General features: G+C 39.3%; 22 protein-coding genes. 2 read left to right on the top strand and 20 right to left on the bottom strand.

Features of this window, described 5'->3' with window-relative positions:
• The first annotated feature begins 7 nt into the window (after window positions 1–7).
• Window positions 8–499 (top strand): cupredoxin domain-containing protein, encoded by a 492-nt coding sequence (locus tag AC1Q6O_RS06365; RefSeq protein WP_008176413.1) that lies wholly within the window; start codon window positions 8–10, stop codon window positions 497–499.
• On the top strand, window positions 486–2,147 hold the full coding sequence (locus AC1Q6O_RS06360; protein ID WP_089985098.1) for a b(o/a)3-type cytochrome-c oxidase subunit 1: 1,662 nt from the start codon (window positions 486–488) through the stop codon (window positions 2,145–2,147). The genes AC1Q6O_RS06365 and AC1Q6O_RS06360 overlap by 14 nt, the downstream gene beginning before the upstream one ends.
• Before the next feature lie 48 nt (window positions 2,148–2,195).
• Here AC1Q6O_RS06360 and AC1Q6O_RS06355 read toward each other — a convergent pair whose 3' ends face one another.
• The 20 genes from AC1Q6O_RS06355 to AC1Q6O_RS06260 all read right to left on the bottom strand — a co-directional run bounded on the left by AC1Q6O_RS06355 (window position 2,196) and on the right by AC1Q6O_RS06260 (window position 20,723).
• Entirely contained in the window at window positions 2,196–3,692 is a 1,497-nt protein-coding gene (locus tag AC1Q6O_RS06355; protein ID WP_427071628.1) for a carboxypeptidase M32, read from the bottom strand.
• 73 nt (window positions 3,693–3,765) lie between these two features.
• Entirely contained in the window at window positions 3,766–4,860 is a 1,095-nt protein-coding gene (locus AC1Q6O_RS06350) for a helix-turn-helix domain-containing protein (protein ID WP_427071627.1), read from the bottom strand.
• 64 nt (window positions 4,861–4,924) lie between these two features.
• Window positions 4,925–5,905: a serine hydrolase domain-containing protein gene (locus AC1Q6O_RS06345; protein WP_008176424.1), complete on the bottom strand. Its 981-nt coding sequence runs from the start codon at window positions 5,903–5,905 to the stop codon at window positions 4,925–4,927.
• A gap of 13 nt (window positions 5,906–5,918) precedes the next feature.
• A complete protein-coding gene (locus AC1Q6O_RS06340) occupies window positions 5,919–6,764 on the bottom strand; it encodes a MerR family transcriptional regulator (protein WP_008176426.1) in 846 nt (281 codons plus the stop codon).
• 279 nt (window positions 6,765–7,043) lie between these two features.
• A complete protein-coding gene (mdh, locus tag AC1Q6O_RS06335; protein ID WP_008176430.1) occupies window positions 7,044–7,991 on the bottom strand; it encodes a malate dehydrogenase in 948 nt (315 codons plus the stop codon).
• Window positions 7,991–8,365: a BMC domain-containing protein gene (locus tag AC1Q6O_RS06330; protein ID WP_096364028.1), complete on the bottom strand. Its 375-nt coding sequence runs from the start codon at window positions 8,363–8,365 to the stop codon at window positions 7,991–7,993. The genes mdh and AC1Q6O_RS06330 overlap by 1 nt, the downstream gene beginning before the upstream one ends.
• A complete protein-coding gene (locus AC1Q6O_RS06325) occupies window positions 8,358–8,642 on the bottom strand; it encodes a EutN/CcmL family microcompartment protein (protein WP_008176433.1) in 285 nt (94 codons plus the stop codon). Before AC1Q6O_RS06325 ends, AC1Q6O_RS06330 begins: the two co-directional genes overlap by 8 nt.
• A gap of 36 nt (window positions 8,643–8,678) precedes the next feature.
• Window positions 8,679–9,548 (bottom strand): phosphate propanoyltransferase, encoded by an 870-nt coding sequence (locus AC1Q6O_RS06320; protein ID WP_008176435.1) that lies wholly within the window; start codon window positions 9,546–9,548, stop codon window positions 8,679–8,681.
• 12 nt (window positions 9,549–9,560) lie between these two features.
• Window positions 9,561–10,151, bottom strand: a complete 591-nt coding sequence (locus AC1Q6O_RS06315; RefSeq protein ID WP_342532443.1) for a phosphate propanoyltransferase — start codon at window positions 10,149–10,151, stop codon at window positions 9,561–9,563.
• Between the two features lie 90 nt (window positions 10,152–10,241).
• The gene (locus AC1Q6O_RS06310; protein WP_008176438.1) at window positions 10,242–10,520 is read right to left on the bottom strand and encodes a BMC domain-containing protein; all 279 of its coding nucleotides are present in this window, start codon (window positions 10,518–10,520) and stop codon (window positions 10,242–10,244) included.
• A gap of 16 nt (window positions 10,521–10,536) precedes the next feature.
• Window positions 10,537–12,027 carry an aldehyde dehydrogenase family protein gene (locus AC1Q6O_RS06305; RefSeq protein WP_089985105.1) on the bottom strand — a complete coding sequence of 497 codons (1,491 nt, stop codon included), beginning with the start codon at window positions 12,025–12,027 and terminating at the stop codon, window positions 10,537–10,539.
• Window positions 12,028–12,042: 15 nt separating this feature from the next.
• On the bottom strand, window positions 12,043–12,693 hold the full coding sequence (gene eutL / locus AC1Q6O_RS06300; protein ID WP_089985106.1) for an ethanolamine utilization microcompartment protein EutL: 651 nt from the start codon (window positions 12,691–12,693) through the stop codon (window positions 12,043–12,045).
• An 11-nt stretch (window positions 12,694–12,704) separates the two neighbouring features.
• Entirely contained in the window at window positions 12,705–13,715 is a 1,011-nt protein-coding gene (eutC, locus tag AC1Q6O_RS06295) for an ethanolamine ammonia-lyase subunit EutC (protein ID WP_089985108.1), read from the bottom strand.
• Between the two features lie 9 nt (window positions 13,716–13,724).
• Window positions 13,725–15,095 (bottom strand): ethanolamine ammonia-lyase subunit EutB, encoded by a 1,371-nt coding sequence (locus AC1Q6O_RS06290; protein WP_008176446.1) that lies wholly within the window; start codon window positions 15,093–15,095, stop codon window positions 13,725–13,727.
• A 5-nt stretch (window positions 15,096–15,100) separates the two neighbouring features.
• Window positions 15,101–16,525, bottom strand: coding sequence for an ethanolamine ammonia-lyase reactivating factor EutA (locus AC1Q6O_RS06285; RefSeq protein ID WP_008176448.1), 1,425 nt, complete (start codon window positions 16,523–16,525; stop codon window positions 15,101–15,103).
• A gap of 17 nt (window positions 16,526–16,542) precedes the next feature.
• A complete protein-coding gene (locus AC1Q6O_RS06280) occupies window positions 16,543–17,043 on the bottom strand; it encodes a EutP/PduV family microcompartment system protein (RefSeq protein WP_008176450.1) in 501 nt (166 codons plus the stop codon).
• Between the two features lie 10 nt (window positions 17,044–17,053).
• On the bottom strand, window positions 17,054–17,395 hold the full coding sequence (eutS, locus tag AC1Q6O_RS06275; protein WP_008176451.1) for an ethanolamine utilization microcompartment protein EutS: 342 nt from the start codon (window positions 17,393–17,395) through the stop codon (window positions 17,054–17,056).
• Window positions 17,396–17,420: 25 nt separating this feature from the next.
• Entirely contained in the window at window positions 17,421–18,662 is a 1,242-nt protein-coding gene (eutH, locus tag AC1Q6O_RS06270) for an ethanolamine utilization protein EutH (protein WP_008176453.1), read from the bottom strand.
• 83 nt (window positions 18,663–18,745) lie between these two features.
• Window positions 18,746–19,324 carry an ANTAR domain-containing response regulator gene (locus tag AC1Q6O_RS06265; RefSeq protein ID WP_025115126.1) on the bottom strand — a complete coding sequence of 193 codons (579 nt, stop codon included), beginning with the start codon at window positions 19,322–19,324 and terminating at the stop codon, window positions 18,746–18,748.
• Window positions 19,317–20,723, bottom strand: coding sequence for a sensor histidine kinase (locus tag AC1Q6O_RS06260; RefSeq protein ID WP_258954906.1), 1,407 nt, complete (start codon window positions 20,721–20,723; stop codon window positions 19,317–19,319). Before AC1Q6O_RS06260 ends, AC1Q6O_RS06265 begins: the two co-directional genes overlap by 8 nt.
• Between the last annotated feature and the right edge of the window lie 125 nt (window positions 20,724–20,848).

The raw sequence follows: 20,848 nt of genomic DNA, 5'->3' as shown, positions 1-20,848 counted from the left end.
GAAACATATGCACATACATAAGTATGAGAAGTATTGGCTTGTGTTCGGAGTTGCTACTTTAGTCGCATTCCTAATCATTCTCGGTATCGGAGCATTTCATCAAGGCTCCCATCCGAACAATGGTAAAAAAACACTAGATTACGAGAAAGTGAAAGAGACAGCACCTTTTGATAATCCAGGAGTCCATAAGGTAGAGGGCAAAGATTGGGATTATGAGGTAGTCGTAATAGCCTCTGCATTCAATTATAATCCTCCACAAATTGAGGTACCACTTGGTGCAAAGGTAAAATTCATCGCAACAAGCGAAGATGTCATGCACGGTTTTGAAGTTGCAGGTACGAATATCAACATGATGCTTGAGCCTGGTTATATTTCAGAATATGTAACAGTAGTAAACAAAGTAGGCGAGTTTTTAATCGTATGTAATGAATATTGTGGTACAGGACATACGATGATGCACTCTATGCTAAAGGTGGTGGATTCAAATGAGTCACACTAATTCAATGACAAAAGTAGATCGTCGCGATGCAAAGCTAGCAATGGCGCATATATATGTGGCATTTATCGCATTGCTATTAGGTGGTCTTGCAGGTTTATTACAAGTATTTGTACGTTCTGGTCAATTTACTTTACCAGCGGGCATTGGCTACTACCAAGTGTTAACCGTACACGGAGTATTACTCGGTCTTATTTTAACTACATTCTTTATTTACGGTTTCCAAATTGCCAGTGTAAGTCGTACTTCTGGTACATTTACTAACAGTCAACGCAGACTTGGTTGGATTGGCTTTTGGTTAATGACAATCGGTACAGCCGCTGCGGCAACAATGGTTTTATTGAATAAAGCAACTGTTCTTTATACGTTTTATGCACCGCTAAAGGCACACTGGATTTTCTATTTAGGCCTTACACTAGTCGTTGTTGGTTCTTGGGTGGGCGGCGCAGGTCAAATTTTACGCTATGCTCAATGGCGCAAAGAAAATAAAGGTAGCGGTCAGCCTAGCCCATTATTATCATTTATGGTAGTTGTAAATAATTTAATGTGGTTCGTTGCAACACTTGGTGTGGCAGCTTCAGTATTAATCCAACTGTTACCATGGTCATTAGGTTTAATTGAACGTGTCGATGTTGCCTTATCTCGTACCCTTTTCTGGTATTTCGGTCATGCACTTGTTTACTTCTGGCTATTACCTGCTTATATGGTTTGGTACGTGATTATTCCAAAGGTCATTGGCGGAAAAATTTTCTCCGATTCTTTAGCAAGACTTTCGTTTATGCTGTTCTTACTCTTCTCTATTCCTGTTGGGATTCACCATCAGTTAACAGAGCCTGGTATAGATAGTACATGGAAGTTCATTCAAGTTGTCTTAACATTTGCTGTAATCGTTCCATCTTTAATGACAGCCTTCTCGATGTTTGCCATGTTCGAATTACGTGGTCGAGAATTAGGTGGAAAAGGACTGTTCGGATGGTTCAAAAAATTACCTTGGAAAGATTCTCGTTTCTTCGTTCCATTTATCGGTATGGTGGCATTCATTCCTGGTGGTGCTGGCGGTATTGTCAATGCCTCCTATCAAATGAACCAATTAATCCATAACACTATTTGGGTGACTGGGCATTTCCATTTAACGATTGCAACCGCTGTTGTTCTAACATACTTTGGTGCGGCCTTCTGGTTAATTCCACATTTAACAGGACGCACTTTAACAAAGGCTTTAAACAATCTTAGTAATTTCGCTGGTATCTTATGGGCAGTCGGTATGACTATTATGTCTTCTGCTATGCATATTGCTGGTCTTATCGGTGCACCCCGTCGGTCAGATTACTCAGAATATGGTGGTGCTTCACAGGCATACGATTGGATTCCTTATCAAATTGCACAAGCTGTGGGAGGAACGATTCTTTTTATCGCCATCCTAATCATTATTTATATCGTCGTGAAATTAGCTTGGTTTGCTCCTAAGGGTGAAGAAGAGTTCCCTATTGGGGATGTACATGAGCTTAGTGGTCCGACGCCGGCTATTTTAGAAAACTTTAAAGTGTGGCTTGTCATTTTAGTAGCCTTAATTTTATTCGCTTACACCGTGCCAATTTTCGATATTATTTCGAATTCACCGGCCGGCTCCAAAGGCTATCAATTGTGGTAAGTATTTAGAAAAAAAGCGATTTCTCATTATAGAGAAATCGCTTTTTTTTTATAACTGATATAGCTTTGTATATTTTTCTTGTAAGTAGTTTGCAAGATACTTGGCATTTAAGCCTTCCCCTGTCGCCTCCTGTAGCAATTCAAATGGCTTTTTCAATGCTCCATATTGATGAACTTTATCTGTTAGCCACTCACGAATAGGTAGAAGCTCGCCCTTTTCTAATAACTCATCAAAATGAGGAATATCCTTATCCATCGCATGCTTCCATTGTGCTGCATAAATCATTCCTAACGCATAGGATGGGAAGTAACCGAACATGCCACCTGACCAATGCATGTCTTGTAGTACTCCCATTGCATCTGTCTCAGGGCGAATACCTAAATATTCCTCATATTTATCATTCCATACTTGTGGGAGATCCTTCGCTTGTAATTCCCCATTGAACAGATCACGTTCAATTTCATAGCGAATCATGATATGTAGTGGATACGTTAATTCATCCGCCTCAATACGAATAAAAGATGGTTCGACCATATTAATGGCACGTAAAAAATCGGCTAATGCAACATCACCAAATTGAGCTGGTGAGAAGTGTTGAAGGCGCTCATAGTTATGCTCCCAGAACTTTTCATTTCTGCCAACAAAATTTTCATAAAATAATGATTGAGATTCATGAATCCCCATTGATGTACCTGTGGCTAATGGCAGACCTGCAAGTTTTTCATCAATGTTTTGCTCATACATCGCGTGACCGCATTCATGAATTGTACCAAAAATAGCTGAACGGAAGTCATTTTCATCATACTTAGTCGTAATACGAGCATCACCATAGTTTAAGCCAATCATAAATGGATGCACACTTTCATCTAAACGGCCAGCATCAAAGTCGTAACCAAGTTGAGCTAGCATCTCTAGTGATAGTTCACGCTGAGCTTCACGTGGAAAATGCTTAAATAACATGCTTGTGTCCGGTTTATTCGATGAATCAGCAATTTTTTGTACAAGTGTTATAATGGATTCTCGTAAATCACCAAATACATGGTCTAATACATCTGTCGTCATGTCTGGTTCATATAAATCGAGCAATGTATTATAGGGAGATCCATTTTTAATGCCCCAATATTGAATGAATTTTTTTTGCCATTGAATGATTTGCTCTAAAAATGGTAGGAATAGTTCAAAATTATTGCTTTCCTTTGCTTCTTCCCAAGCCGTTTCCGCCTTCGATTGTAGAATAACAAATTCTTTATACTCTTCAGCAGGAATTTTTTTATTTTGATCGTAATTCTTTCTTACTTCTTCCACTAAACGAAGTGTCACATAATCAAGATCTGATTTTTGTGCCTCTAAGGCTAATAGTAGCTCACCTAATTCTTCACTCGTTTGCATATCAAATAAGGAGGCTGATAATGTACCTATTACCTCTGAACGTTGTGCTAACCCTTTTTTAGGTGCTCCCGTTCTCATATCCCAATAAATTACATTAAGTGCTTCCTCATAATGCTGCATCTTCTTAACATAGTCAGTAAATTGTTGAACAGTCATGCTTTCATCCTCCTTGTGCTATAAGTTTATCATATTTTCGAAAATTTTGTATATTGTGGGCCGTTTAGTAGTTTTACTCAGATTTTTCATTTTTCACTTTATCTATTATTTTTAAATACTGAGTATCTCCGAGCCCATATTGAGGAAAGAGGCGAAATAATTGTGTTAACAATTCCTGTGATGACTGATCAACATGTTTCATAATATAAGTAGAAATATCATTTTCTTCTTTTAAATAGTCAAAATATAATTGAATGCCCTGATACATTACTGGTAAAAGCGTTGCCTCTGGGATACGATGGCGGATCAAAACGTCTTGATAAATCTTTAAATAGTCTCCAAGCACGATCTCAATTTCATCCACATCATAGGTCGCTTCCTGTACCATATGGAAATAAACTTTGCCTTCGTATTTTTGCTGCTCCAGAAAAGCAAGTACAGTTAGCAAGTTCATTTGACAAAACATATCATCCCCAAACCATAAAACGATACATTGATAGTTTTTGGTCCACAATGACTTTAAAGGATTCACTGTTATACGCTCATAGTCCTGGACCGCTACTTGGTGTCCAGCGGCACGAATTTTGTTAAATTCTTCACCCAAAATAGGGCTTGCTGTTTGATTGGTACACATGGCTTCATTAAAAGGTACATAATCACTGTTCCCCATTAATTGCTGTTTCGAAAACTCCTCGTACATCATTTGACCATTTAAAACATTCAATATCGCTTGATCATATTGCGCATGTATTTTCTCTTGCAATGCTTCAATTTTTAGTTTTGAAGAAATATCCATTGTAAACCATCCTCTTTCATCCTTTAAATTCTTTTTTACAAATGTTTGCAAAGGTTGTGGGGACTTTCGGAATTCATGAGGGCTTATACCAAAGACCTTTTTAAAGGCTCTAGAAAAGGATTCCTGTGTTGAAAAGCCATAATGTAAGGCAATATCGATCATTTTTTCTTCCGACTTTTTTAATGCTTCAGAGGCCAAATATACCTTGCGTAATGAAACATATTTTTTAATTGTGATCCCCGTTATTTGATGGAATTTAAACGAACAATAATACGGGGAATAGCCCATATCCTTCCCTAAATATTCTAATGAAAAGCCTTCTAAGAGATGATCTTCAATCCAATCAATCATCTCCTGTATGATGTTATTCATCCTCATCCCTCCTCCTTTGATTATAGTAGAGGTGATAAGGTTTGTTATGATATAGGTTGTGATATTATTGCATTAATGCTGGAATAATATGTTCCTTGATAAACGACCATCTATCTGGAGCATTGACCATAAAGAGTGAAGAGATAGCAACTACTGTGTTCAGTGAAGGAATACAACAGATTATATTGCCGCCATCGCCAACTGCAGCATAAGAAAAGAAATCTTCCTCCTCTCGTAGCCACCATAAATAGCCATAATGATGTGAATTTCCCGCAATAGATTCTTGAATCCATGCTTTTGACAGGATTCTTTGGTGATTCCATAAACCCTTATTCATATATAAAGAGCCTATTCGTGCCATATCTCTTGTCGTCATTGTTAATCCCCAGCCGCCTGTAGAAAGCCCATTCGGATCATGCACCCATCCTTTCACGTTTTTTCCGAATAAATCGTCAAAACCATAGCCAGTCATTGGATAATTCGGGATTTCTTTTATTCCTATCGGTTGAAATAAATATTCATTGGCAAATGCAAGGGCCGTCTTTCCTGTGCTCTGCGTCAGAATGGCAGAAAGTAAATGAGCTCCTGCTGAGGAATACTTAAAATGGCCGACTGCTCCTCCCTCCCCCATACTATTGAGGATATATTCCACCCAATCATCTTGCTGACATAAAATATCGAGTGGCTCATGCCAATCCTGAAACGGATAGGGAACTGTCATTGTTAAAAGATGTCGTATATTCATTTTTTGTTTAACGTCATCATCTGTTCGATACTCAGGAAAGAAATCCAATACCCGTTGTTCGACACTCTTAATAAAACCTTTATCGATGGCAATGCCGATAAGTGCGGATAGTACACTCTTAGTGACCGATGCCACATGCTGTGCTTGCTCTGAGTCGTTCTTCTGAAAATAATTTTCATATGCTAGCTTGCCATTTCTGATAATTACAATACCTGTTATATTACGATACGCTTCCTTTATAAAGGATTCATTCAAGCTCAATCTATCTGATGCAGGTATATTCCAATTAACTCCCATCATTTCAACCTCCTTATTATTTTTTCTTGATTGGAAAATAAACTTCTGTTAGCCAGTCTTCCGTATGCTGCTCTTGATTGGGATCTGTTATATAAATTTCATAAGGAGAATCCACTAGCTCATAGCCCTCTTTTTTCACCCACTCTAGTAAATTGGCATAAATTGCAGATAATTCATTATAAGCGCCTTTTAACACGGATTTTGCACAAAGTCCTCCTGGAAAATCTCTTGTTCCCTTCACTGATTCTTTAATAGGAATAGCAAATTCAGTATCATTACCAAGAGGATCATATTCAGCACTATGATAAATCGTCATCGGCTTCCCAAGTAGGGTGTATTGCTCCTTAGCGATTTTCTCATAGAGTGTTTGGAAAAAATGGTGATATCCCTCTTTATAATCTTCACCAGTCAGCAACTGCCGTCTAGTCAGTATTGTCTGCTGCTTCGTCTCAACGAGTTTGATAGGTATATCATCCAGATAAGACATAATTGATACACCCTTCTTTATATGGAGTAAATCATGATTGATTTGCTTCACTGTAAAATCATAAGCCTTCATACGCTCCTGCAATTCCCTTTTCTTTTGTCTGAGGACACCATATAGTTTTTCTTCTTGCTCGTGTTCTTCCATCATTACGAGCGTTTTGATTTCCTCAAGCGATAATTGATAGGATTTTAAACGATTAATAAAGAGCATTTTTTTCAATTGTTTAATGGAATAATAGCGATAGCCGTTTTCTTCATTTATCTCCTCAGGATGAATTAAACCAATTTCACTGTAATAGCGGAGCGTTTTCGTTGATACACCACAAATTTTCGAAAATTCACCAATTGATATCACACCATCACTTCTCCCTTTCATTTATGTCTTATATCCGTTATACACTTTCCCCTTAGGGCAAAGTCAACTTCCTTTAACTTATTTGCATAAAAGCACTTTTTACAAAATAAAAAAACTGTAGCAAACGATGCGCTTGCTACAGCTCGTCCTCTCTTAATCAAAGAGAGGTATATATTTAGGAGAATTTTCACTAGCTTTCGAGTAATGTTCGGTTTCCAATCAAACATTTTTAGGAGCTGCCATTCATTTTCAATCGAAAGAAAGATGGGGATTCTTTCTATTCATCAAAGTAGAGTCTGTTTACTCTATGTTTTGGCAAATGGCAATTACTTGTTTAACAGCCTCCGCAGAATGCTGAAGCGCTGCTTGTTCTTCATTTGTTAGGTGCAATTCGATTACAGATTCGATACCATTGCCGCCTAAAATTGTTGGTACCCCTAGATACAGGTTTTGGTACCCATATTCACCTTCTAATAGGGCAATAGAAGGGACAATTTTTCGTTGATCTTTCATAATGATTTCGACCATTTGCGCGCATGCAGCAGCTGGTGCATAATACGCACTACCATTGCCTAATAAACCGACAATTTCACCGCCACCTTTACGTGTACGTTCGACGATTTGCTGGAGTCTATCCTGGGGGATGAGTTTTTCTAGCGGAATACCTCCTGCATAGGAATAACGGATTAATGGTACCATTTCATCACCATGTCCACCTAGCACAAAGCCAGAGACATCTTCAGGTGCAATTTGTAGCTCCTGTGCAACAAACGTGTTGAAGCGAGCTGTATCTAACACACCAGACTGACCAATGATACGATTTTTAGCAAAGCCTGTTTCCTTGTGACATACATACGTCATGGCATCAACCGGATTACTTAACACGAGGACAATACTATTTGGAGCATAGTGTTTTATTTGTCTTGAAACCTGTTGAATAATTTTAGCATTCGTTGTCACTAAATCATCACGGCTCATGCCTGGTTTTCGAGGGATTCCTGCTGTAATGACTACGATATCTGCACCAGCAATATCCTCATAATTACTCGTCCCTTTAATAGATACATTAAACTTTTCTATTGGGCCTGTCTGTAATAAATCCAATGCCTTCCCTTTAGTTGGGTTCTCAGCTTCAGGTATATCAACGAGCACGACATCGCCTAGTTCCTTTTGTGCTAAAAATAAACTCAATGTAGAACCAGTATGACCGGCACCAATCACAGCGATTTTATTTTTACGAAATGCCATTATGCTTCACCTCGATTATCTGTCGCTGGTGTTGCTTCGGTTGTTTTTTTAGCACGTGTTGATGTAGATGTAGATGTAGAAGCCGGCTTTTTCTTCGGTGCCTCTGGTCCACTAATCATTTGGAATACCTCGTCATCAGGTCTTGGAATTACGTGAGCGCCTAATAATTCTCCAACACGCATAGCAGCCGCTTTTCCAGCTTCTACTGCTGCTTGTACAGAACCTACGTCACCTTTCACGACCACAGTCACAATGCCACCATCAACGAATTCCTGCTTGACGATTGTCACGTCAGAAGATTTAATCATCGCATCAGCCGCTTCATAAGAACCTACCAATCCTTTTGTTTCAATCATGCCAATTGCGCTACTCATTGTCCTCACCTCTCATCACTTCAGTAGAATCAATAATACCTATAACAACTGCATCGATTGGTAACGGATTTTCTTTCATAATATAGCGTGATGAACCGCCACTTGTTATTAGGACATCATCACCAATCCCTGCACCGATACGATCAGCTGCTACAATTTCAGTGCGAATCGGCTGTTGATTGGAGTCAATTGGTTGAATGATTAGTAGTTTTAAACCATTCAGCCCTTCCTCCTTACGTGTTGCCCATACACTGCCTATCACTCTTCCCATTTGCATGAACTTCACCCTCTTTATGTTACACAGATTAATTTGCTACTCAGAACGGATTGTTAACGTTTTATTTAACTCTCGCAGCTTATCATAGGCTAACGCCGTTACAATGGTTTTCTTTGGCACGACAATTTCTTGCGCATCTATTTCTAGCACTTCCAGTTGTGAAAGTAGCTTTTTGTCATAATGATAAATAGCTGGTTTTTCTACCTTTGCTACGACTGGAGACTGCTCTTTCACTGGAATCGGTTGCTCATTCACTTGATGCTGAACAATTTCTGCTACTGTTCCTTGCTGAATTAAACCTGCATTGGCTTCATCTGTATCAATATGCATCTCTAATCGATAACGCTCTGATACACGGATAACCACATTCGATAAAATAATTGGGCGAATACCTTCTACCTTGATTTGTACAGACTGTCCATCCATTACATTGAATTTCGCACTGTCTTCTGGGGACATATGAATGTGGGCTTGTGCAATAATGAGTCCTTCATTTAGCACGACACTCCCCTTTGGACCAATCAATGTAACTGGGCTAGAGCCTTGTATATCACCTGAAATTCTTAATGGTGGTTTTATCCCTAGTTTCATGGCATCTGTCCAGCTAACTTCCACTTGAGACAATGAACGAGCTGGACCCAGTATACGTACACGCTCAATCGATCCTTTTGGACCAGCAATGACTACGGTTTCCTCCGCAGCAAATTGCCCAGGTTGGGAAAGCTCAAACTTTGGTGTAAGCTGATAATTCTCACCAAAGAGCTGTTCCACTTCTGCTTGTGCAAGGTGGACATGGCGGGCGGATACACCAATTGGAATTTTACCGTCATGTGGAGGGGAAGATTGATTTTTTAAAACTTGCTGCAGAACTTCTTCAACAATTTTTTGCACTAATTTTTCTTGCATCTTGCCTCCTCCTTACGTTGTTACTTTTACTAAAGTTCCTTGTGCCTGTTGTTCAATAAAACCAGCGTTTGCTTCATCCGTATCAATGTGCATTTCCAAACTAAAATCATTGGAAATGCGTACAACTACACCACGGAATGTAACTGGGCGGTCACTGATTACTTCTACAGAAACCAAATCATTATTTTGGACTTCCAATGCTTTCGCGTCTTCCTCAGTCATATGAATATGTGCCTGTGCAATAATGACTCCTTGCTCAATGGTCAATTCATGATGTTGGCTACTAATTTTGATGCCTGCTGAATGGTCAATATCTCCTGACTGTCTCAGCGGAGGGGTTACCCCTAGTTTCATCGCATCTGTTCGGCTGACTTCCACTTGCGTAGCTGCTCTTACTGGACCAAGTACTCGGACATTATGGATAACGCCTTTCGGTCCCTCAATGGAGACACGCTCCTTTGCCGCAAATTGTCCAGGCTGTGATAAGTCAAAATCCTTTGTTAACGTTGCTTGTGGACCAAAAAGTGCTTGTAAGTCCGCTTCACTTAGATGAATATGACGAGCCGAAATGGCCACTGGAAATGTTTTTGTTGCTGTTGTCACGTTAGCCACCTCTATATTAAATGGATTGTTGTTACTTGATGACAGAAGGAGAGCTATCCTTTAGTTGGATCAGCTCTCATTGCTGATATATTAAGCTTCTGCTTTTGGTAAAATCATTTCTAATTCATGGTGTGGACGTGGGATTACATGAACTGATAAAAGTTCCCCTACACGTTGTGCTGCTGCTGCACCTGCATCTGTTGCTGCTTTTACAGCACCTACATCTCCACGAACAAGAACCGTTACGATACCGCCACCAACATGTACTTTACCTACTAAATTAACGCTTGCTGCTTTTACCATTGCGTCTCCTGCTTCGATTGCTCCTACTAAACCTTTTGTTTCTACCATTCCTAATGCTGTACTCATTTGTCATTCCTCCAAATTATTTATTTTGTAATGTGATTTGTTTTAATACTTGATCAACGATTTGTTGAACCATTGTTGTGTCTAAAGAAGGCTCCTGTGAGACAACCGACTCAACAACGGACTGTACTTCAAACTCTGGTTTTGGCACTTCTACATCCTTAATGCCATAAGCCATACGTTTAATGTTTAAAAGATGTCTTGCTGTAATGTTATCTGACGTAATATTGCCGCCAAATGTACCACAGCCTAATGTAAAGGATGGTGCTAATCCAGTTGTGCCACCTACTGCACCAATAGATGATAGTGTATTCACTACAATACGAGATACTGGTAATTCAACGGAGAATTGCTCTGCTAAAGCTGCATTTTCAGTATGAATCGAGCATGTATGTCCGCGTCCACCAATATTTAAAAGGTCAATCATCACTTGCTTAGCTTCTGTACTGTTTTCTACCGTATAGAGGGCAAAGATAGGTGATAATTTTTCAAGAGAAAACGGGATGTTTTTACCAATCATCGTTTCTAAGCCAACAAGTACTTTAGTATCCTCTGGTACAGTGATGCCTACAGAATCCGCTAAGCAGGTTGCTGATTTGCCGACGATTTGTGGATTCACCTTTCCAGGAACTGGTGAAATTAATTTTTCCATTTTAGCCTTTTCTTCAGCATTTAAAAGATAGGCACCGTTTTTCTTTAATTCTGTTTGTACCTGCTCTGCAATTGCTTTATCTACAATAATAGCTTGCTCTGTAGCGCAAATTGTGCCATTATCAAACGATTTACTGTGCACCAATTGACGTACAGACTTTTGAATATTTGCTGATTTTTCGATGTAGGCTGGGACATTCCCGGGTCCTACCCCATAAGCAGGTTTTCCTGAGCTATACGCCGCCTTCACTAATGCGCCGCCACCTGTCGCTAAAATCAAATGAATATCAGGATGCTTCATTAGCTGTTGTGTTGCCTCCATAGAAGACATTGTTAAACATTGTAGTAATCCTTCTGGTGCACCTGCTTGTTCAGCAGCTACTCGGCAAACGTCTAACGCCTCTTTTGTACATTTCACAGCATATGGGTGAGGACTTAGCACTAAGGCATTTCTCGTTTTTAAAGAAATTAATGTTTTAAAAATAGCTGTAGATGTTGGATTCGTCGTTGGCACAATTCCTGCAATAACCCCAAAAGGACTTGCAATCTCTGCCACTTTTTTCATACGATCATAGCCTACGATACCAACCGTTTTTAATTCTTTAATATCTTCATAGACATCTCGTGAAGCAACTTCGTTTTTCATTTTTTTATGATTAGGGATACCCATCCCTGTTTCTTGCACAGCCATTTTGGCTAAGCGATCCGCTTCCTTAAAGGCAGCATCCGCAACAGCTTTAACGATGCTGTCTACTTGTTGCTGTGAAAATTGCATATAGGCAGCTTGTGCTGTATTAGCATGTTTAACAGCATCTCTCATTTCTTGAATAGCTAATAAGTCTTTGTCTAATGTGGCCATAAAGCCGCCTCCTTTCTAAATCACTGGGTTTCTTGCTAAATTTTCAATGGCTTCCCTAAAAGCGTGTGCCGCAGCCTCACAGGAAGATTGGCTGCCACTTAATAAACCGCCACCAAAATTTGTTTCCGATGGAGGGCCAAAGAAAACCTTTAGCTCTACTTCTGCCGCCTTTAATGCTGCATCTAAACCAACAACTGCCTCCAATGGCGGTGCGATTAAATACGCAAGAGGTGTGCCAATCTTTACATCTGCTAGCTCGGCAAGATACGTCCCACAGCTTGCCACCGTATGGGCAAACAAAGCATGGTTGACATTGTTATTAATAGCTTCAAAGTACGTGTCAAACTCTATTTTCTGTTGAATGGCATCTAGACCACTACGGATTTCATCAGGTGAGCTTCCAGCAATAATGCCAATAACCTCCCCCGACAAGGGGCCAGATGAATGTGCCGCTCCTGCATAGAAACTTTTCGCATAGACAACATCAATATCTGCCTTCTTCGTTGCTTCATCTAATGCTACATATCCTACATCATCAATTGTGAGCGTCACGAGCCCAATACTATGATGGTGCGGCTTCAAATCTAGCTGCTCTGCTAATTCACTGTTAACTCTTGGAATAGTTTGCATCGCCAAAATTTGGGCCATTATTTTTTGAGGATTCATATTTCAGCCTCCTAACCTTCTTTTGCGACAAGCTCTACCCCACTTGCCTCGTAATGCAAGATTTTTTGTACGATTGTTCCAAGGTACGCGCCCGCCTCTAATGGTGGGATGCCTCCTTTATGGATATTAGATATGACCATACGCTCTGCTTCTACTGTGCCGATTCTAGGTTTATAGCATAAATAAGCACTCATCGATTCAGCTGATACTAGTCCAGGACGCTCACCAATTAAATAAACAATTACCTCCGCCTGTAACAACTCACCAATTTCATCCATGAGCGCCACTCGGCCTTTATCGATATAGAAGGTTGTGCCTATATCAATATTTAAATTGCTAAGACTTTGCTGAAGCGCTAAATAAACATCTTGTACATTTTCCTCAATCGCACTCGCACTTAAGCCATTCGAAATAATAATCTGTACTTTCGGCTGTTGCTTGCACTTTTGTTGAATTAATGACTTGGCTTCATCTGATAAACGACGACCTAAGTCAGGTCTTGTAATGTATTCCTCTTTATCTGTTACTTTCGTTGTCACTTGAAAGACATCAATTTTTTGTAAAAGATCTTCTGTCACTTCACCATACACAGCGTCCACTGCAGCGGCATGATCGAGACGGAACTTTAACCATGTTTTTGTTTTTGGTCTTGTGCCCGCTCTACCTACTCCAATCCGAGCTGGTGTATGTTTTTTAGCCGCCTGTATACTGTCCGTTAATGTGTCTGCCTCAAACTGAAAAGGCTTAATGGGTACAGCTACATTTAACGGTTGTTCAAAAGTTGCAGGAGCTATATGTGCCTGCTGAGGAGTTCCTTGCTGATACAGCTGAATTAATGGTTCACTTGTTGTAGACATAGGTTTTGCTAATTCTGTAGCACCTTTAGTTGCTGCTGTATCATAGAACTTAATAAGCGGCTCCTCTGTTCGTGTTGTGATTACCTCTGGAGCTTGCCCCTCAGTAGTTTTCTCCATCTTTTCCATGACAAGTTGTGTAATCATAGAGACTAATTGATCATTCACTCGACTCACCTACCTTTCAAAAATGGATAAATCGCCAGCCCTAGCTGAAAGTCGACCATTTTCATAAATGCCCATTTTCTCAAGCCACGCTAAATATTCTGGTGCTGGTTTTTTTCCAAATGTTTGTAGTAATGTAGCTACATCATGGAAGCTCATTGATTGATAGTTGAGCATGACATCATCACCCATTGGCGCCGCAATAATAAAGTTAACGCCAGCCGCTGTCAGTAACACACTTAAATCTTCCACATCATTTTGATCTGCCTTAATATGGTTTGTATAACAAATATCTACACCCATAGGGATACCATGCATTTTGCCCATGAAGTGATCCTCAAGACCCGCTCGTATTACTTGTTTATTGTTGTATAAATACTCTGGGCCGATAAAACCAACTACTGTATTAACGATATAAGGGTTGAAGTGTCGAGCAAATCCATAATTGCGAGATTCAAGTGTTACTTGGTCGATGCCCATATGAGCTTCTGCTGATAGTTCTGAACCTTGGCCTGTTTCAAAGTAGAATAGGTTCGGACCAGTACCCGTCCCCTGCTTTTTAATGAGCTCTTCTGCTTCTCGTATTAAATCTGCTGAAATCCCGAATGAACGGTTGGCAATTTCAGTGCCAGCAATACTTTGGAAAATCATATCAGCTGGTGCACCCTGTTTTATGGCCTTCATCTGTGTCGTAATATGGGCTAATACACAATTCTGCGTAGGAATTGACCAATCATTGATAAATTCTTTTGTAGCAGTTAATACCTTTTTGACACTTTCAACTGAATCATCCACAGGATTAATACCAATGACAGCGTCACCAATACCATAGGACAGACCTTCCTTTAGGGAAGCAATAATACCGTCGATATTGTCGGTTGGATGGTTTGGCTGTAAACGTGATGACAGCGTACCTTTTTGACCGATAGTAATATTACATGTCGATAAAATCTCTACTTTATTGGCTGCATGAACGAGATCTAGATTTGACATTAGCTTCGTGACAGCTGCAATAATTTCAGAGTTCATCCCTTTGCTTAAACGCTTTAACTCACGATCACCCGTATCATTCGATAAGATGTATTCGCGTAGCTGCTCAATGCTCCAGTTTTTTATTTCTCCATATATTTGCTCATTAATATCGCCCTCAATAATGCGTGAAACTTCATCATTTTCTTGCGGCACTAATGGATTTTCACGGATATCTTTCACTAGAAGCTCACTTAGTACTGCCTTCGCAGCTATACGTTGCTGAACGGTTTCAGCTGCAATTCCCGCTAGCTGATCACCTGATTTTTCTTCATTGGCCTTGGCCATGACATCTTTTAATGATTTAAAATTATATTTCTCTCCACCAAATATCACCGATAAATTCACATTCATCCTCCTTACTTTGAGTGGAAGGCAAGAGTTTTCACAACAACTGGAACAACGCCTGAAGGCAGAACCTCTCCAATGTCGATATAATCTCCCGTCTCCACTTTGATTTGATCGATGCAAATAATTGGGACTGTCGGATTAATTGCTTGTATGGTTTGTCCGATAATCTTTGCATAATCTGATTGAATGACTATGATAATTGGTATGTCCTTGGAGCATCTTGTTGCCAAATGTTGCAATAAGGCCTCACACAATGCATGTACATCCTGAAAGCTTAAATACGGCAATTCACTAAAATAGAGTGCAAATGGTGCACGATTATCCTGTATCGCAAATAAATCATCTGCTCGTTCCACCGCTGTTTTCACCGTGCTGTTATAGTCTATTGCTGTTTCATCCAGATGACAGTTAAACACAGGAACATTTTTGAGTGGTAACACCTCGGCATCCACCTGGATGGTTGCCCCACTAATTTCCGTAGTTTGTGTACCTGCACCAGTGACGGTCGCACGAGCGGTTTCTTTAGGTTGGAGCCATAAAAATGATTGCAGCTGCTCATGCTGAACGAGCATTTTCGCTAATCGTTCACCAATATCATCATATTGACGCTGAGTACATTCATTTTCATAAATACAAGAAGCTACTCCTCCAGAAAAGACGATGGCATCTACTGGTTTATGCCAGTTTGGCAAATGCCCAAGTAATAATGGATGCTTGTCATCCGTACACTGTCCCTTCAAAATTAAAGCAAGTGTACCGACCATTTCCTCTATACATTGCGTCACTCGAGCATCTTCTGCCGCATCACCGACGGATAACGGATTAGACCACTTTTCCATCAGTTCCATGAGTGGCGGAGAAATTGATTGAATCCTACCATTGTTAAATTCAATCAATCTACCACCAACATGTAAGGTACATGTCCCGATGACTTCTCCAAATTGCATAACAGCAATATTGGCAGTTCCACCACCAATATCAATATTGGCGATCACTTTTGAAGAGTTTTTTGATTGCTGTAAAGTACCTGACCCTTTGGCCGCAATAATGCCTTCTAAATCAGGACCAGCAGTAGCAACTAAAAAATGACCTGCGCCATCTGCAATGGTATGGACAACCTCTCTTGCGTTTTCCTTCGTGGCAGATTCGCCAGTTATAATAATTGCGCCCGTTGATATATCAGTTGGTACGATTTGAGCTAATTGGTACTGCTGAAAAATGAATTCTTCAATTTTTTTCATATCGATGATGTCTTTATTGATAAATGGTGTCTTGATGATGGGACTTTGATGTAACACCGTCTTTTCAATAATTTCAATCCTTGGCACATGGGTTACGCCAGCCACATTCTTTAACAAAAAACGACTAACTACCATTTTGGTCGTGCTTGTCCCAATATCAATGCCAGCACTATAAATTTTTTCAGTTTTCACCCTACACCACCCTCTCGCTACTGTGAGCAATACATGAGATATGGACTATCGCAATCCTTCACGAATTGTTGAATTTCTTCGTGTGTATGAAGCTGAATAAGTGGCGCAATCCATTCCACGCCAAGCTTTTTCCACGAAGAAGTTTTCACGATAGGGCCCTGTGTCATCACATTTTTTAATAAACCTGTCGCTCTTTCAACATCTGCATCAGGTGCATCAATTTTTGTAATGACACCGATTTGTATTTTCGGAATCCCTAAGCTAAATTGCGGAGGAAACACACTTCTTGAAGATGTGGCATCCTGCAAATAAATGACATGTGTTACTTCCAACGAAGTGGCCATAATGTTTCTGTAATACATGGGATTTTCAATATATTCACCGGGTGTATCGACAATCCAGTCTTCATAAACGAGTGCTTGTGTTTTATTGGCACTGCTTTCTTTGCCCAACAAAGTATTCATCAATGTTGACTTTCCTGCTTGCACACCGCCTATTATCATTACTCGATTTTTCATACGACACATCCTATGATTTTGTTATTCTTGATGGTGTATAGCCTAATACCTCGGATAAAAAACGATTAATTTCTAACATCGCCATTTCCACCTCTGATACACTACCGACAATAACGAGACTGCCTGTAAAACGGTCTAAAAATCCTAATCTAACATTGGCAGCTTTCGTCGCTAAATCCCCAGCGATGATAACCGTTTCACTTGGAGTACACGTCATAATACCTAGCGCACCCGATTCTTGAATACCCAGCTTTTGAAACATCTCGGGGTCAGGGTTCGCAATAAGGTGACTCAATGTTAGCTGTTTACCCGGCACAAACTCCTGAATAAATCGTTTCTTTTCTTCACTCACACATCATCACCTCACTTTTAATGGATTAAGATTTTTGATCTAAATATTCGCCTTCTTTTATAATGCCTGCTTTGCGATCTTCCATTTCTAACCTTAAGGCAGTCGGTACAGAAAGCTTATACGCTAAAATAATCGCAATCACACCCGCTAAAAACTTACCGGCAATAACAGGTAAAATAATCGTCGGCTGGAAATTAGCTGTAAATGATAAGTGATCGCCTAATAAAAATGCTGAACATACACCAAACGCAATATTAATCACTTTATCTTTTGGTGGCATATGACGAACAAGCGTGAACATCGCCAAGATATTAGCAATAGTTGCTAAAATCCCTGCACTCCCTACAGATGAAAGGCCCAATTTCTTACCAGCCGCTTCAAGTGGTTTCGATGCATATTTTCGAATTAAATAAACCATTGGGAATGCACCGGCTAGCATAATACCTATATAACCAGCTGTTTCTAATGCTCTGAATTGATCGATCTCATCAGCCATAATTGGATCGAAGCCCCATGCACCAAATATTTTTGTAAAAATACCTGTGAAAATTTCAACAATCGAGAACACTAATACCAATTTGATTCCGGCATCCATCACACGGCCGAATAACATGAAGCCTGCAATCATACCGTTTGGAATAAGCTTTAAGCCTAACGCGATTAATACAACAAAGATGAACAATGGCAGTAAATTAATTAAAATTTGTAGAACAGAAATGGCAAATACATATGTAGGCGCCTCTGTTGTACTAATAACTTCACGCACTTCTGTGTTAAATAGCACAATCATAATCGATGAAATAAATGCACCAATCGGAATTGTTAATACGCCGGCCATAATACCAAGCGCCATATATTTATGATCACGCTTATCTAACATCGCAAGACCCATTGGAATCGAGAAGACAATAGTAGCACCTGACATAAATCCAACGACTAGAGCCATTACCCATCCCTCATATGACTCTTTTAAAGCATTGGCTAATTGGTAACCACCCATGTCCGAAGCTAAAATAGTCGTCGCTGCAATCGCAGGATCTGCACCAATTAACTCAAAAATCGGACTAATAAAATGACTAATAAACCATGTTAAGTAAGGTATAGCTGCCATGATCCCTGCTGCTGGGACGAAAATATGACCAACTGTATGGATACCATTCATAAACTCTTTACCAATCCCATACTCAGCATCTCGGATTGCTCCGATTGCCCCTAAAACAGCACAAATCATAATAATATAAACGATAATCGTTCCTATCATTGCCATCTTACTCATCACCCCTTTATGATTAATAAATTTATATAAAAAAAGGCACTTTAAAGAAGAAATCTCTTTAAAGCGCCTTTGCTTCAACTATTAACTTGTAAGTTTAAAATAATTTGCTCCGCAATATGCACCATTTCTTGCTGTGTTTGCATACTTTCATTGCGAATTTTGCGGTAAGCCTCGTCCTCGCTTATATTTTCAGCCTGCATAAGCAAGCCCTTCGCTCGTTCAATGACTTTTCTCTTATCTAATTGTGTTTGCTTATGTAAAATCTCCCCATTGAGACGGTTGAACTTATCAATTTGATGAAAAGCAACCTCTAACACAGGCAACACATTTTTTTCAGAAAACGGTTTCATAACATATCCTAATATATTATCCTGCTTCATGTATAGTAATAATTCTTTTTCACTATATGCCGAGATGAAGAGAACAGGTATGCCAAGCTGTTGTTCAATAATTTTACTTGCCTTTAAACCATCTAGTTTAGGCATTTTAATATCCATTAAGATTAATTGTGGTTTATGCAAAAAGGCTAGCTCAATGGCGGTTTCACCATTATTAGCTTGTGCCACTACTTCGTAACCATTATCCTCTAGCATAAACTTCAAATCAATGGCAATCAATGATTCATCTTCGACAATCATAACTTTCCTAGTCATTTACGATAAATACCTCCTCACTTACAGGGAACTGAATTTGAGTATGTGTACCTTCTTCACTAGGGATAATTGAAAATGAGCCAGCTAAATCATATTCCACAAGCCTTGTGATAATTTCCATGCCAAATGATGCCTTCACTTCTTGCATTCCAACGCCGTTGTCGGAAATATGAAGTGAAATAGTTGAAGCTTCCTGCATGAAATGAATATCAATGGCTCCTTCATCACGACCAACAAAAGCATACTTTAATGCATTTTGTAGTAGCTCACAAATAATGAGTGCAAGGGATACTGCCTTTTTGGAATGGCAAAATACTTGCAAATGTTCGTGATGAAATGCTAGTTGAATAGTTGCTGTATTGGAGGTGCCAATCATTTTATGTCCAATTTTTTTAGCCAATGCAATAACGTCTACTCTTTCTTCAGCGTTATCCTCATTTTCTAAAATAAGCTCATATACAGATGAGATGCTATATATTCGATTTAATGCCTCCTGAAAAGCACTTGCATTGACAGCCGACAATTCATTGCGCATTTGCAAGCGTAATAGGCTTGTCACTGTCTGAAGATTATTTTTCACACGATGGTGAATTTCTCGTATGGCAAATGTTTTCATCATCAGTTCATTTTCTTTCAGCTTTAGCTCTGTTAGATCATGAATAATGAGGAGTGTAACCTTGTCATTTTGACTACGAATTGGGATTTTCTTGACGATAAAGGATTTACGATCAATCGTAATCTCTAGGAAAAAGACATCGTCGCCTTTATCATAGACCTCCTGTAAAAACGGTAAGATTTTATCCAATGCAACATTGTCAAAGTTTTCTAATCCCGAAAGTTCTGAAATAAAATGATAGCCAGCAGGGTTACTATAGATAACTTTGTTTTCATGATTCGTAAGAATAATTGACTCTACAAGTAAATCAGAAACAACTGGTATCGGTTGAGAATTAGGTTCTACAATATGTTCAATTAATGCAAAAGGCATATTTTGAAAATCATCTTTTGGTGTCGTTTGCATCTTCACCATCTTTTCCTGAATCAACACAGCAATTACTTGCTGTTGTTCATTAAAGATCGGAATCACATTTTGTTCGACTGTAATGCCTTCTTGTGTAACGGCTCTGGAAATCGATGATTTTTCTTTTTGTTTAAACGCAGTAAATACGGCTGGTTCAAAACTTTCAAAAACGAATTTTCCAATAACCGATTTTTCGTATAAACCTTTTTCCTTGTTAGGGAATGCTTCTGCCACGACAATTGCATGTGATAAATTATCCATCATACAATCTATGAACATATAACAATCAGTGAGCTCAGCATAATACTTAAGCGTAGCTTCTATTTCTATTAACTTGTCAATATCCGTTGCCGAAAGATTGGTATAGTTTCTACACAATGATTGAATGTTCGACAGGTTAAAGCCCCCCATCACGGAATAATCAACAATCAGTTTGATTATTCTTAAAAATTCTTGTCATTATTATAAACCTTTTGTGAAATTATTTTCAATACAAAAAATAT

Source organism: Lysinibacillus sp. GW823-FHT06C08 (assembly GCF_058795135.1).
The sequence above is the reverse complement of the archived record's forward strand: the minus strand, read 5'-3'. Positions and strand labels throughout refer to the sequence as shown.

Coding starts and splice junctions, on each gene's coding strand:
- AC1Q6O_RS06330 (WP_096364028.1), bottom strand. CDS start 8,365: ATGAGTAGCGCAATTGGCATGATTGAAACAAAAGGATTGGTAGGTTCT.
- AC1Q6O_RS06320 (WP_008176435.1), bottom strand. CDS start 9,548: ATGCAAGAAAAATTAGTGCAAAAAATTGTTGAAGAAGTTCTGCAGCAA.
- AC1Q6O_RS06325 (WP_008176433.1), bottom strand. CDS start 8,642: ATGCAAATGGGAAGAGTGATAGGCAGTGTATGGGCAACACGTAAGGAG.
- AC1Q6O_RS06360 (WP_089985098.1), top strand. CDS start 486: ATGAGTCACACTAATTCAATGACAAAAGTAGATCGTCGCGATGCAAAG.
- AC1Q6O_RS06340 (WP_008176426.1), bottom strand. CDS start 6,764: ATGAAAGGGAGAAGTGATGGTGTGATATCAATTGGTGAATTTTCGAAA.
- AC1Q6O_RS06305 (WP_089985105.1), bottom strand. CDS start 12,027: ATGGCCACATTAGACAAAGACTTATTAGCTATTCAAGAAATGAGAGAT.
- AC1Q6O_RS06345 (WP_008176424.1), bottom strand. CDS start 5,905: ATGATGGGAGTTAATTGGAATATACCTGCATCAGATAGATTGAGCTTG.
- AC1Q6O_RS06280 (WP_008176450.1), bottom strand. CDS start 17,043: ATGAAAAATCGAGTAATGATAATAGGCGGTGTGCAAGCAGGAAAGTCA.
- eutH (WP_008176453.1), bottom strand. CDS start 18,662: ATGGCAATGATAGGAACGATTATCGTTTATATTATTATGATTTGTGCT.
- AC1Q6O_RS06365 (WP_008176413.1), top strand. CDS start 8: ATGCACATACATAAGTATGAGAAGTATTGGCTTGTGTTCGGAGTTGCT.
- AC1Q6O_RS06355 (WP_427071628.1), bottom strand. CDS start 3,692: ATGACTGTTCAACAATTTACTGACTATGTTAAGAAGATGCAGCATTAT.
- AC1Q6O_RS06290 (WP_008176446.1), bottom strand. CDS start 15,095: ATGAATGTGAATTTATCGGTGATATTTGGTGGAGAGAAATATAATTTT.
- AC1Q6O_RS06265 (WP_025115126.1), bottom strand. CDS start 19,324: ATGACTAGGAAAGTTATGATTGTCGAAGATGAATCATTGATTGCCATT.
- eutL (WP_089985106.1), bottom strand. CDS start 12,693: ATGAATCCTCAAAAAATAATGGCCCAAATTTTGGCGATGCAAACTATT.
- AC1Q6O_RS06350 (WP_427071627.1), bottom strand. CDS start 4,860: ATGAATAACATCATACAGGAGATGATTGATTGGATTGAAGATCATCTC.
- mdh (WP_008176430.1), bottom strand. CDS start 7,991: ATGGCATTTCGTAAAAATAAAATCGCTGTGATTGGTGCCGGTCATACT.
- AC1Q6O_RS06310 (WP_008176438.1), bottom strand. CDS start 10,520: ATGAGTACAGCATTAGGAATGGTAGAAACAAAAGGTTTAGTAGGAGCA.